At 55.0% G+C, this 12,157-nt stretch carries 19 protein-coding genes; all 19 read left to right on the top strand.

What is annotated here, in order from left to right; all coding sequences use genetic code 11:
* Nucleotides 1-4 precede the first annotated feature (4 nt).
* The 19 genes from argB (at nt 5) to rpsN (ending at nt 12,141) form a co-directional block, all read left to right on the top strand.
* Entirely contained in the window at nt 5-802 is a 798-nt protein-coding gene (gene argB, locus ABD827_RS13775) for an acetylglutamate kinase (protein WP_344965270.1), read from the top strand.
* Nucleotides 803-811: 9 nt separating this feature from the next.
* On the top strand, nt 812-1,729 hold the full coding sequence (locus ABD827_RS13770) for an ornithine carbamoyltransferase (RefSeq protein WP_344965269.1): 918 nt from the start codon (nt 812-814) through the stop codon (nt 1,727-1,729).
* Nucleotides 1,729-2,940, top strand: a complete 1,212-nt coding sequence (locus tag ABD827_RS13765; RefSeq protein ID WP_344965268.1) for an argininosuccinate synthase — start codon at nt 1,729-1,731, stop codon at nt 2,938-2,940. The genes ABD827_RS13770 and ABD827_RS13765 overlap by 1 nt, the downstream gene beginning before the upstream one ends.
* Before the next feature lie 360 nt (nt 2,941-3,300).
* Nucleotides 3,301-5,181: an argininosuccinate lyase gene (gene argH, locus ABD827_RS13760; RefSeq protein WP_298716764.1), complete on the top strand. Its 1,881-nt coding sequence runs from the start codon at nt 3,301-3,303 to the stop codon at nt 5,179-5,181.
* Between the two features lie 267 nt (nt 5,182-5,448).
* Nucleotides 5,449-5,760 (top strand): 30S ribosomal protein S10, encoded by a 312-nt coding sequence (gene rpsJ, locus ABD827_RS13755; RefSeq protein WP_104487277.1) that lies wholly within the window; start codon nt 5,449-5,451, stop codon nt 5,758-5,760.
* 19 nt (nt 5,761-5,779) lie between these two features.
* A complete protein-coding gene (gene rplC / locus ABD827_RS13750) occupies nt 5,780-6,418 on the top strand; it encodes a 50S ribosomal protein L3 (RefSeq protein ID WP_298716756.1) in 639 nt (212 codons plus the stop codon).
* A gap of 17 nt (nt 6,419-6,435) precedes the next feature.
* On the top strand, nt 6,436-7,041 hold the full coding sequence (rplD, locus tag ABD827_RS13745) for a 50S ribosomal protein L4 (protein ID WP_298716753.1): 606 nt from the start codon (nt 6,436-6,438) through the stop codon (nt 7,039-7,041).
* A complete protein-coding gene (rplW, locus tag ABD827_RS13740) occupies nt 7,038-7,340 on the top strand; it encodes a 50S ribosomal protein L23 (protein ID WP_071473729.1) in 303 nt (100 codons plus the stop codon). Before rplD ends, rplW begins: the two co-directional genes overlap by 4 nt.
* A 17-nt stretch (nt 7,341-7,357) precedes the next feature.
* Complete coding sequence (rplB, locus tag ABD827_RS13735; protein ID WP_298716737.1) at nt 7,358-8,182, top strand: 50S ribosomal protein L2; 825 nt, start codon at nt 7,358-7,360, stop codon at nt 8,180-8,182.
* 21 nt (nt 8,183-8,203) lie between these two features.
* On the top strand, nt 8,204-8,482 hold the full coding sequence (gene rpsS / locus ABD827_RS13730; protein ID WP_104487230.1) for a 30S ribosomal protein S19: 279 nt from the start codon (nt 8,204-8,206) through the stop codon (nt 8,480-8,482).
* Between the two features lie 10 nt (nt 8,483-8,492).
* Nucleotides 8,493-8,825, top strand: a complete 333-nt coding sequence (rplV, locus tag ABD827_RS13725; protein WP_104487232.1) for a 50S ribosomal protein L22 — start codon at nt 8,493-8,495, stop codon at nt 8,823-8,825.
* Nucleotides 8,826-8,843: 18 nt separating this feature from the next.
* Entirely contained in the window at nt 8,844-9,536 is a 693-nt protein-coding gene (rpsC, locus tag ABD827_RS13720; protein WP_104487234.1) for a 30S ribosomal protein S3, read from the top strand.
* Between the two features lie 12 nt (nt 9,537-9,548).
* Nucleotides 9,549-9,962 (top strand): 50S ribosomal protein L16, encoded by a 414-nt coding sequence (gene rplP / locus ABD827_RS13715; protein WP_204796583.1) that lies wholly within the window; start codon nt 9,549-9,551, stop codon nt 9,960-9,962.
* Nucleotides 9,962-10,153 carry a 50S ribosomal protein L29 gene (gene rpmC / locus ABD827_RS13710; RefSeq protein ID WP_104487239.1) on the top strand — a complete coding sequence of 64 codons (192 nt, stop codon included), beginning with the start codon at nt 9,962-9,964 and terminating at the stop codon, nt 10,151-10,153. Before rplP ends, rpmC begins: the two co-directional genes overlap by 1 nt.
* 1 nt (nt 10,154) lies before the next feature.
* On the top strand, nt 10,155-10,415 hold the full coding sequence (gene rpsQ / locus ABD827_RS13705) for a 30S ribosomal protein S17 (RefSeq protein WP_298716716.1): 261 nt from the start codon (nt 10,155-10,157) through the stop codon (nt 10,413-10,415).
* A gap of 157 nt (nt 10,416-10,572) precedes the next feature.
* Nucleotides 10,573-10,941 (top strand): 50S ribosomal protein L14, encoded by a 369-nt coding sequence (gene rplN, locus ABD827_RS13700; protein ID WP_087036464.1) that lies wholly within the window; start codon nt 10,573-10,575, stop codon nt 10,939-10,941.
* An 11-nt stretch (nt 10,942-10,952) separates the two neighbouring features.
* On the top strand, nt 10,953-11,270 hold the full coding sequence (gene rplX, locus ABD827_RS13695; protein ID WP_298716702.1) for a 50S ribosomal protein L24: 318 nt from the start codon (nt 10,953-10,955) through the stop codon (nt 11,268-11,270).
* Between the two features lie 14 nt (nt 11,271-11,284).
* Nucleotides 11,285-11,824, top strand: a complete 540-nt coding sequence (gene rplE, locus ABD827_RS13690; protein ID WP_104487245.1) for a 50S ribosomal protein L5 — start codon at nt 11,285-11,287, stop codon at nt 11,822-11,824.
* 11 nt (nt 11,825-11,835) lie between these two features.
* The gene (rpsN, locus tag ABD827_RS13685) at nt 11,836-12,141 is read left to right on the top strand and encodes a 30S ribosomal protein S14 (RefSeq protein ID WP_298716699.1); all 306 of its coding nucleotides are present in this window, start codon (nt 11,836-11,838) and stop codon (nt 12,139-12,141) included.
* Nucleotides 12,142-12,157 lie beyond the last annotated feature (16 nt).

The following is a 12,157-nucleotide window of genomic DNA, read 5'->3' as shown; positions in this document are numbered from 1 at the left end:
AAGGATGACAACGCAACCTTCATCGCAGTCGCCGCTGGTCATTAAACTGGGTGGCACCCTGCTGGAAAGCGACAAGGCCCTGGCGGCCCTGTTCACTACCCTCAAGGCCTTTTTCGACGACTCGGGCCGTCCGCTGCTGCTGGTGCATGGCGGTGGTGTGCTGGTAGATAACCAGCTTAAGGCCATGGGCCTGACCTCGACCAAGAAAGACGGCCTGCGGGTGACCCCGTTCGACCAGATTCCGGTGATTGCCGGCGCCCTGGCCGGCACCGCCAACAAGCTGCTGCTGGCTCAGGCCATTGCCCATGGCATCAATTCGGTCGGCCTGTGCCTGGCCGACGGCGGCCTGTGCCGGGTCAGCCAGCTGGATCCCGAGCTGGGTGCGGTCGGTCAGATTGAAGGCGGCGATGCCACCCTGGTCAGCACCCTGCTCAACGGCGGCTTTTTGCCGGTTATCAGCTCCATCGGCATTACCTTCGACGGTCAGCTGATGAACGTGAATGCGGATCAGGCGGCTACCGCCATTGCCGAAATTCTGGATGCGGATCTGGTGATGCTGTCGGACGTGAGCGGTATTCTCGACGGCAAGGGCCAGCGGATTGCCGAGCTGAGCGAAGCGGACGCCATCGAGCTGATGCAACAGAACATCATCAAGGACGGCATGGCGGTCAAGGTCAAGGCGGCGCTCAAGGCCACCAAGACTCTGGGCAAGCCGGTGGCCGTGGGCAGCTGGCGCTACCCGGAACAGTTGTTGTCGCTGCTGGCCGGCGAGTCCGAGCACGGCACTCGGATTTCCCATTAAGGAGGCGTTATGCAGCATTTACTGAGCCTGAAAGATTACAGCAAACAGCAAATAGAGCAGATCCTGCACCTGGCCAGGGATCTCAAGGCCAACCCGGCCAAGTATGCCGATGCCCTCAAGGGCAAAAGCGTGGTGACCCTGTTCGAGAAGCCCTCACTGCGTACTCGGGTAACCTTCGACATCGGCATCAACAAGCTCGGTGGTCATGCGGTGTATCTGGACAGCCAGAACGGCGCCATGGGCAGCCGGGAAACGGTACAGGACTTTGCCGGCAACCTGTCGCGCTGGTCCGATGCCATAGTGGCGCGGGTATATGATCACCAGACCCTGGTGGAAATGACGAAATATGCACAGGTACCGGTGATCAATTCGCTGTGTAACCTGTATCATCCGTGTCAGGCGCTGGCAGACTTCATGACCATTGCCGAGCATCATGAGGATCTGAGCAAGGTGCACCTGGCCTATGTGGGCGATGGTAACAACGTGACCAACTCGTTGTTGCTGGCCGGTGCCATTCTGGGCTCGACTGTCACCGCGATATGCCCTCGAGGTCATAACGTGGATGCACAGATCCTGAAGGAAGCCGAAGCCCTGGCCGCCGTGAGTGGCGCCAAGGTGCGGGTGACCGACAGCTTCGATGATCTGGAACCGGTCGATGTGATCTATACGGATACCTGGGTCTCCATGGGCGACGAAACGCCGCTGGAGCAGGTAAGGGAAATCTTCATGCCGTATCAGATCAATCAGGACCTGCTCGAAAAAACGGGAGCCAAACAGGTTCTGCATTGCCAGCCTGCCCACAGGGAGTGGGAAATAACTTCCGAGGTGATGGATGGCCCGTCCTCCTTTATCCTCGACCAAGCTGAAAATCGCATGCACGTCCAGAATGCCGTGCTGCTGACATTGATTAACAGGGATATTCATTAATGAGCCAATTCAAAAAAATTCTGCTGGCCTACTCCGGCGGTCTGGACACGTCTGCCATCATTCCATGGCTGAAAGAGAACTACCAAGGTTGTGAAATCATCGCCTTTGTCGGTGATGTAGGCCAGGGCGCCGACGAGCTGGAAGGCATCGAAGCCAAGGCCCTCGCCTCCGGTGCGGTCAAGTGCATCGTGGCCGATCTGAAAGACGAGTTCGTTAACGACTACGTCTATCCGACCCTGACCACCGGCGCCATCTACGAAGGTACCTACCTGCTGGGTACTTCCATGGCTCGCCCGGTCATCGCCAAGGCCATGGCCGAAGCGGCCCTGGCCGAAGGCGCCGAAGCCATTGCTCACGGTTGTACCGGCAAGGGTAACGATCAGGTACGCTTTGAAGGTGCCGTTGCGGCGCTGGCTCCGCAGCTGGCGATTATCGCTCCCTGGCGCATCTGGGATATGCGCAGCCGTGAAGACCTGCTGAACTACCTGGCCGAGCGCAACATCAAGACCACCGCCAGTGCCACCAAAATCTATTCTCGTGATGCCAACGCCTGGCACATTTCCACCGAAGGTGGCGAGCTGGAAAGCACCTGGAACGAGCCGTCCGAGCATGCCTGGACCTGGACCGTGTCTCCCGAGCAGGCACCCGACAAGGCCGAGACCCTGTCGCTGACCGTTGAGCAGGGCCGCATCGTAGCCGTTGACGGCAAGCAGATGAGCCCGTATCAGGTGCTGGTAAACCTGAACGAGCGTGCCGCCAAGCACGGCGTAGGCCGGGTCGACATCGTCGAAAACCGTCTGGTGGGTATGAAGTCTCGCGGCTGCTACGAAACTCCCGGTGGCACCGTCATGATGGCGGCGCTGCGCGCGGTAGAAGAGCTGGTGCTGGACAAGCCGACTCGCGCCTGGCGTGAGCGGGTGGGTGCCGAATTCTCCCACCTGGTCTACGATGGCCGCTGGTTCACCCCGCTGTGCAAGGCGCTGCTGGCCTCGGCCAGTGCCATTGCCGAGGACGTGTCCGGTGAAGTGGTACTGAAGATGTACAAGGGGCAGGTGACTGCCATTCAGAAGTCGTCACCCAACAGCCTGTACTCGGAAGAGTTCGCCACCTTCGGCGAAGACGAAGTGTACGACCAGAGCCACGCCGAAGGCTTTATCCGCCTGTACTCGCTGGCCAGCCGCATCAAGGCGCTGAACAGCCTGAAGAAGTAAGCGTTACCGAAAGGTGGCATCGTGATTTCAGGGGGCTTTATGCCCCCTGTGTTGTTTAAGCCAAAAGCTAGAAGCCGTAAGCTGTAAGTTAAAGATAAAACATAAACCCTACAAAATCGGTCGAATGAATTCGACCCTACGATTGGTTCGAGTCTTTTTGTAGGGTCCAATTCATTGGACCAAAAACCGTAGCGCGGCCTCAAAGGGATCGATTGGTTTGGATGTTTTCTTTAGCTGACAGCTTAAAGCTTACGGCTTACAGCTCTGTTTTAAGTATAATATCGCGCAACAATCAGGCAGACCGTTCACAGGTTTGGCTAAGCATTAATTTTAGCAATGTCGTTAAGGAGTACAGCGGTTATGGCACTTTGGGGTGGACGTTTCAGTCAGGCGGCAGATGCCAAGTTCAAGCAGTTCAACGATTCTTTGCGTTTCGATTATCGTCTGGCGGAGCAGGATATCGTCGGCTCCATTGCCTGGTCCCGGGCTCTGGCCAAGGGCGGGGTGCTGACGGCAGAAGAGCAGCAGAAGATCGAGCTGGCACTCAATGACCTGAAACTCAAGGTCATGGAAGATCCGAGCCAGATCCTGCAGTCCGATGCGGAAGATATTCACTCCTGGGTTGAAGGCCATCTGATTGCGGCAGTCGGCGATCTGGGCAAGAAACTGCATACCGGGCGCAGCCGTAACGATCAGGTGGCGACCGATCTCAAGCTGTGGTGCAAGCAGCAGGTGCCGCCGCTGCTGGCCCGGCTGGATGAGCTGCAGAAGAAGCTGGTGAGTGTGGCCCGTGAACAGCAGGCTACCGTGCTGCCCGGCTATACCCACCTGCAGCGTGCCCAGCCGGTGACCTTCGCGCACTGGTGCCTGGCATATGTCGAAATGCTGGAGCGGGACTTTACCCGGCTGCAGGACGCCCAGAAGCGCATGGATACCTGCCCGCTGGGCTCCGGTGCCCTGGCCGGCACCGGTTTTCCTATCGACCGTCATGAGCTGGCCCATTCACTGGGCTTTTCGTCGCCGACCCGCAACAGCCTGGACTCGGTGTCCGATCGTGACCATGTGCTGGAGCTGATGAACTGCGCCGTTAATTCCATGATGCATCTGTCGCGCTTCGCCGAAGATCTGATTTTCTACAACTCCGGCGAATCCGGCTTCCTCGAATTGTCCGATCGGGTCACCTCCGGCTCGTCCCTGATGCCGCAGAAGAAAAATCCGGATGCGCTGGAGCTGATCCGCGGCAAGACCGGCCGGGTATTCGGTGCCTATGCGGGCATGATGATGACCCTGAAGGCGCTGCCGCTGGCCTACAACAAGGACATGCAGGAAGACAAGGAAGGCCTGTTCGACGCGCTCGACACCTGGTACGACTGCCTGGAAATGGCCGAGATGGTGTTGCACGACATCAAGCTCAACGAAGAGAAAACCCGGGAAGCGGCGCAGGGCGGCTATTCCAACGCCACCGAAATGGCCGACTACCTGGTGTCCAAGGGCATTCCGTTCCGGGAAGCGCACCATATCGTGGGTGCCATAGTAGTACACGCCATCAGCAAGAAGCTGCCGATGGAAGAGCTGCCGATGGAAGATTTCAAGGAATTCAGTCCGCTGATCGAAGACGACGTCTACGGCAAGCTGTCGCTGGAGTCCAGCCTGGCCAGCCGCTGTGCCCTGGGTGGCGTGGCGCCGGATCAGGTCGAGTTTGCCCTGACCAGCGCCGAGCGCCGGCTCACGCAGCGTGATACCTCGGGTATTCATGTACGCAGTGCGCGGCTGACCGATCTGGATGCCATCGAGCGGATGGTGAACTACTGGGCCAATATCGGTGAAAACCTGCCTCGCACCCGCAAGGAGTTGATCCAGGCGGTGGGCGAATTTGCGGTCACCGAGACCCAGGGGCAGATCAGCGGTTGTGCCTCCCTGTATGTGTATGACACCGGGCTGGCGGAAATTCGCTCCCTTGGCGTAGAGCCGGGCTTCCAGAACCAGGGCCAGGGCCGGGCGCTGGTTGAAAAAGTGCTCAAGAAAGCCGAAGACATGGCCATCGATCGGGTCATAGTGCTGACCCGGGTACCGGAGTTCTTCATGAAGCTGGGCTTCAGCGCCACCAGCAAGGCGATGCTGCCCGAAAAAGTGATGAAAGACTGCGATCTGTGCCCGCGTCAGCATGCCTGTGACGAAGTGGCGCTGGAAGTGGTGCTGAAGGGCAAGGCCGGTCTGCTCGGCCAAAGCGCGGTTGCCTGAAACCAACACCGGTCGTTCGCCATCAAGCCAGGTGACTTGATTAACCTGCTTAAAAAATAACACGACCGGCTTGCATGCGCCGCTCAAATCCGTATAATTCAGCTCGCTTGGTGTATTACCGAGCGAGCCGAAAGGCTCCTGTCAGGTAGCTCCTGGCGATACAGGCCCCCGATATGGTGGGCACCGTTGTTAAATCACACCCCCTCTTTTATCTAAAAGAGCAGGCGGTGCTGATTTCATGTTCTTTATCCAATTGGAGCTCTGGTAATGCAGAACCAAAGAATTCGTATCCGCCTGAAGGCGTTCGATCACCGTCTGATCGATCAGTCTACCGCGGAGATCGTAGAAACTGCCAAGCGCACTGGCGCCCAGGTTCGCGGTCCTATCCCGCTGCCGACGCGCAAAGAGCGCTACACCGTACTGACATCTCCACACGTGAACAAAGATGCACGTGATCAGTATGAAATTCGTACTCACAAGCGTCTGGTAGACATCGTTGAGCCGACTGATAAAACAGTTGATGCTCTGATGCGTCTGGATCTGGCTGCTGGTGTCGACGTCCAGATCAGCCTGGGCTAATAACGGAGAGGTTTTATCAATGGCAATCGGTCTAGTAGGTCGTAAGCTGGGTATGACCCGTGTCTTCACCGAAGACGGCGTGTCCACCCCGGTCACCGTTATCGAAGTAGATGCCAACCGTGTTACCCAGGTTAAAACTCTGGAACTGGATGGCTACCAAGCTGTTCAGGTGACCACTGGCATCAAGAAAGCGAATCGTATCACCAAGCCTGAAGCGGGTCTGTTCGCTAAAGCTGGTGTTGAAGCGGGTCGCGGTCTGTGGGAATTCCGCCTGGGTTCAGGCGAAGGCGAAGGTATCGAAGTCGGTTCCGAGCTGAAAGTAGACATTTTCACCGATGTCAAGAAAGTAGACGTTACCGGTACTTCTAAAGGTAAGGGTTTCGCTGGCGCTGTTAAGCGTTGGAACTTCCGTACCCAGGATATGACCCATGGTAACTCCTTGTCACACCGCGCTCCGGGTTCAATTGGTCAAAACCAATCCCCTGGCAAGGTGTTCAAAGGCAAGAAAATGGCCGGTCACATGGGTGCTGAGCGTGTAACTACGCAAAACCTGGAAGTGGTCCGCGTTGATGTTGCTCGTAACCTGCTGCTCATTAAAGGTGCAGTCCCTGGTGCGACTAACGGCAACGTCATCGTTAAACCTGCCGTTAAAGCGTAACGTCTGAGGAGATAGTAATGGAATTGGTAATGAAAGACGCGCAAGGCGCTCTTGAAGTTTCCGAAACTACCTTCGGGCGTGAGTTCAACGAAGCGCTGGTGCATCAGGTTGTAGTAGCCTATGCCGCCGGTGCTCGTCAAGGTACTCGTGCTCAGAAGACCCGTTCCGAAGTGTCTGGCGGCGGCAAGAAGCCGTGGCGTCAAAAGGGCACTGGCCGGGCCCGTGCCGGTACCATCCGCTCCCCGATTTGGCGTGGGGGTGGTGTGACTTTTGCTGCTAAGCCGCAAGATCACAGCCAGAAGGTCAATAAGAAGATGTACCGTGGTGCCATCAAAAGCATCCTCTCTGAGCTGGTACGTCAAGAGCGTTTGATCGTGGTTGAGAAATTTGGTGTGGAAGCACCGAAGACTAAAGAACTGCTGGCCAAACTGAAGCAATGGGATCTGACCGATGTTCTGATCGTCACTGCCGAAGTGGACGAGAACCTGTTCCTCGCCTCACGTAACCTGTACAAGGTTGACGTGCGTGACGTGGCTGGTATCGACCCGGTTTCTTTGATCGCGTTCGACAAGGTATTGGTAACTGCCGACGCAGTTAAGCAAATCGAGGAGATGCTGGCATGATCCGTGAAGAGCGTATTCTGAAAGTTCTGAAGGCGCCGCATATCTCTGAAAAAAGCACCATGGTTGCCGAAAAGACCAACACTATCGTGTTCAAGGTTGCCAAGGATGCTACCAAAGCTGAAGTTAAAGCTGCGGTCGAGAAGCTGTTCGAAGTTGAAGTCAAAGATGTTCGCACGTTGCTGGTGAAGGGTAAAACCAAGCGCACCGGTAACCGCATGGGCCAGCGTTCCGATTGGAAAAAAGCCTACGTGACCCTGAAAGAAGGTCAGGACATCGACTTCATCGGCGGCGCCGAGTAAGAAAGGAGTAAGTTAAAATGGCAATCGTAAAATGTAAGCCTACTTCTCCGGGTCGCCGTCATGTAGTCAAGGTCAGCAACCCGGAACTGTACACAGGCAAGCCGTTCGCCGCCCTGCTGGAGAAAAAGTCCAAGTCAGGTGGTCGTAACAATGCTGGTCGTATTACCACTCGCCATATCGGTGGTGGTCACAAGCAGCACTATCGTCTGGTTGACTTCAAGCGCAACAAAGACGGTATCCCGGCTAAAGTTGAGCGTCTGGAATATGATCCTAACCGCTCCGCCAACATTGCTCTGGTGCTGTACGCAGATGGTGAGCGTCGCTACATCCTGGCACCGAAAGGTGTTCATGCTGGCGATCAACTGCTGTCTGGCGATGCTGCCCCGATCAAGGCCGGTAACTGCCTGCCGATGCGCAACATCCCCGTGGGTAGCACTGTGCACGCCATCGAGATGAAGCCTGGCAAGGGCGCGCAGATTGCTCGCTCCGCCGGTACCTACGCCCAGATTCTGGCGCGTGATGGTAGCTACGTCACCCTGCGTCTGCGTTCCGGCGAAGTACGTAAAGTACTGGCCGAGTGTCGCGCAACTCTGGGTGAAGTGGGTAACTCCGAGCACATGCTGCGTCAGCTGGGTAAAGCCGGTGCTACGCGCTGGCGTGGTGTTCGTCCTACCGTTCGCGGTGTGGCGATGAACCCGGTAGACCACCCGCACGGTGGTGGTGAAGGTCGTACCTCTGGTGGCCGTCACCCGGTTACTCCTTGGGGCAAGCCGACCAAGGGTGCCAAAACCCGTAAAAACAAGCGTACCGACCAGTTCGTGGTACGTCATCGTAACAAGTAATAGTTTTTTAGAGGTATCACCATGCCACGTTCTCTCAAGAAAGGTCCGTTTATCGACCTGCACTTGCTGAAGAAGGTAGAGAAAGCGGTGGAAAGCGGGGAAAAGAAACCAATTAAGACTTGGTCCCGTCGTTCAATGATCATTCCGAACATGATCGGTTTGACCATCGCTGTCCATAATGGTCGTCAGCACGTGCCTGTTTTCGTTTCCGAGGAAATGATCGGCCACAAGCTGGGCGAATTTTCACCGACTCGTACTTATCGCGGCCATGTCGCTGATAAGAAGGCCAAGAAGCGTTAAGGGGTAAAAGATGGAAGCTATAGCTAAACACCGCTTTGCTCGTACTTCTGCCCAGAAGGCGCGCCTGGTAGCCGATCAAGTCCGTGGTCTGACCGTAGACAAGGCACTTAACGTCCTGACTTTCAGCCCTAAAAAAGCTGCCGTTCTGGTTAAGAAAGTACTTGAATCTGCCATTGCCAATGCCGAGCACAATGAAGGTGCGGATATCGATGAGCTGACAGTGGCAAAGATCTTCGTTGACGAAGGTCCCACCATGAAGCGTATTCGTCCTCGTGCCAAGGGCCGCGCGGACCGTATCATGAAGCGTACCAGCCACATTACTGTGGTTGTGTCCGACCGCTAAGAGGCTAGGAGATAAGCAATGGGCCAGAAAGTACACCCGAATGGTATTCGCTTAGGTATCACCAAGCCTTTTAATTCGACCTGGTTTGCGAATACCAAGGACTTCGCTGATAACTTGCACAGCGACTTCCAAGTGCGTCAGTACCTGAAGCAGGAACTGAAAAACGCTTCCCTTTCACGTATCGTGATCGAGCGTCCGGCCAAGAGCATCCGTGTGACTATTCACACTGCTCGTCCGGGCGTGGTTATCGGTAAGAAAGGTGAAGACGTGGAAAAACTGCGCAAGCACGTAGCCAAACTGGCTGGCGTTCCTGCACAGATCAACATTTCCGAAGTGCGTAAACCTGAGCTGGACGGACAGCTGGTGGCCGATTCTATCGCCTCCCAGCTGGAGCGCCGTGTCATGTTCCGTCGCGCTATGAAGCGTGCGGTACAGAACGCGATGCGTATCGGTTCCAAAGGCATCAAGGTGGAAGTGAGCGGTCGTCTTGGCGGCGCTGAAATCGCGCGTACCGAATGGTACCGCGAAGGTCGTGTGCCTCTGCACACCCTGCGTGCCGATATCGATTATGCAACTTCTGAAGCATCTACCACTTACGGCATCATCGGCGTAAAGGTTTGGATATTCAAGGGTGAAGTTCTGGGCGGCCTGCAAGCCGTAGCTCAAGAGCCAGCTCCGTCCAAGCCCAAGCGCAAAGGCCGCGGTAAGTAAGGAGACTCGGATATGTTGCAACCAAAACGTACGAAATTCCGTAAAGTCCACAAAGGCCGCAATCGCGGTGTGGCGACCTCAGGTAACCTGGTTTCTTTCGGTACCTTTGGTCTGAAGGCGACGACTCGTGGACGTATTACTGCTCGCCAGATCGAAGCAGCACGTCGTGCCATGACCCGTCACGTCAAGCGTCAAGGTAAAATCTGGATCCGTATTTTCCCGGACAAGCCGATTACCGAAAAGCCCCTCGAAGTTCGTATGGGTAAAGGTAAAGGTAACGTGGAATACTGGGTTGCCCAGATTCAGCCGGGCCGTGTCCTGTACGAGATGGACGGTGTACCTGAGGCTCTGGCTCGTGAAGCCTTTGCACTGGCCGCTGCCAAGCTGCCGGTTAGGACCACTTTCATAACTCGGACGGTGATGTGATGAAAGCACAAGATCTGCGTGAAAAAAGTGTTGAAGAACTGAACCAGGAACTGCTGGGCCTGCTGCGTGAGCAATTTAACATGCGCATCCAGGCAAGCACCGGTCAACTGGAACAGACTCACAACATCAAAAATGTACGTCGCGACATCGCGCGTGTTAAGACTGTTTTGAATCAAAAGGCAGGTGCGTAAGATGAGCGAAACTAACGTTCGTACTCTGCAGGGCAGTGTAGTAAGCGACAAGATGGACAAGTCCATCACCGTAGCTATCAGCCGTTTCGTGAAGCACCCGATCTACGGGAAGTACATGAAGCGCACTACCAAGCTGCACGTGCACGACGAAAATAATGAATGCAAAACCGGTGACGTCGTGACTATTCGCGAATGTCGTCCGCTGTCCAAGACCAAGTCCTGGACTCTGGTAAAAATCATCGAGCGTCCGGTTCAAGCCTAACGTTCTCTGATATACTTACCTGGTCAAACGGCCCTGCACGGGGCCGTTTGTTTTTTTATTGTACTCTTTCGCTTTGGCAGTGCTATAATGCCGCGCCTTCAAAGGCAGCCAATATCCCGAAAGGGTTTTAAAGTAGTCACTTTAGCGGAGCACTAACATGATCCAAATGCAAAGTATGCTGGACGTGGCCGACAATTCCGGTGCGCGTAGCGTAATGTGTATTAAGGTCCTGGGTGGTTCGCACCGCCGCTACGCCGGCATCGGCGACATCATCAAGGTTACTGTCAAGGAAGCAATTCCGCGCGGTAAGGTTAAGAAAGGTGATGTAATGAACGCGGTGGTCGTTCGCACTCGGAAAGGCGTTCGTCGTCCGGACGGCTCTGTCATCCGTTTCGACCGCAATGCGGCCGTGATTTTGAATAGCAATCAACAGCCGATCGGAACTCGTATTTTTGGTCCTGTGACGCGTGAACTTCGTAATGAGAAGTTCATGAAGATTGTTTCACTGGCACCTGAAGTACTGTAAGGAGTCAAACGATGGCAGCTAAAATCCGTCGCGATGACGAAGTCATCATTCTTACCGGCAAAGACAAGGGCAAGCGTGGCACCGTCACCAAAGTTCTGGTCAATGAAGGTAAAGTAATCGTTGCAGGTCTCAACCTGAACAAGAAACACCAGAAGCCGGTACCCCAACTGGGTCAGGCTGGCGGTATTATTGAACAGGAAGCGCCTCTCGATGTATCTAACGTAGCGCTGTTCAACTCTGCCTCTGGCAAGGCTGATCGCGTTGGTTTCCGGTTTGAAGACGGCAAAAAAGTTCGTTTCTTCAAGTCCACCGGCGAACTTGTGAAGTAATTGGAGTTTATACGATGGCGAAACTGCATGGTTACTACAATGAAACTGTAGTAAAGGAACTGTCTAGTCAGTTCGGGTATAAGTCTATCATGCAAGTCCCTCGGATTGAGAAAATCACCCTGAACATGGGTGTGGGTGAAGCTCTGGCTGATAAAAAGATCCTGGATAATGCCGCTGCCGACATGGCTGCCATTTCCGGTCAAAAGCCATTGATCACCAAAGCTCGTAAATCCGTTGCTGGCTTCAAAATCCGTGAAGGCTACCCCATTGGTTGTAAAGTAACTCTGCGCGGCGAGCGTATGTGGGAGTTCCTGGAGCGTTTGATTTGTATCTCTATTCCCCGGATTCGTGACTTCCGTGGCCTGAACGCCAAGTCGTTCGATGGTCGTGGTAACTACTCCATGGGCGTGCGTGAGCAAATCATTTTTCCTGAAATCGATTATGACAAGGTAGATCGTGTGCGTGGTATGGATATTACCATTACCACCACTGCCCAGTCTGACGAAGAAGGTCGTGCTCTGCTGGCTGCCTTTAACTTCCCATTCCGTAAGTAAGGTGTAGGGTTATGGCAAAACAATCAATGAAAGCTCGCGAAGTCAAGCGCGCAAAGCTGGCTGATAAATTCTCGGCCAAGCGTCAAGCACTGAAAGACATCATCTCTAACGTGAACACTTCCGACGAAGCACGTTGGGATGCAGTGCTGAAACTGCAGCAATTGCCCCGTGACGCAAGTCCCTCTCGTCAGCGTAACCGCTGCAACATCACCGGTCGTCCGCACGGTTTCCTGCGGAAGTTCGGTTTGAGCCGCATCAAGGTGCGCGAACTGATGATGAAGGGTGAAATTCCAGGCCTGAAGAAGGCTTCTTGGTAAGCGAACACGGGAGTAA

Origin of the sequence: Oceanisphaera sediminis (assembly GCF_039539745.1) — a bacterium.
GTDB classification, from domain to species: domain Bacteria; phylum Pseudomonadota; class Gammaproteobacteria; order Enterobacterales; family Aeromonadaceae; genus Oceanimonas; species Oceanimonas sediminis.
The sequence above is the reverse complement of the archived record's forward strand: the minus strand, read 5'-3'. Positions and strand labels throughout refer to the sequence as shown.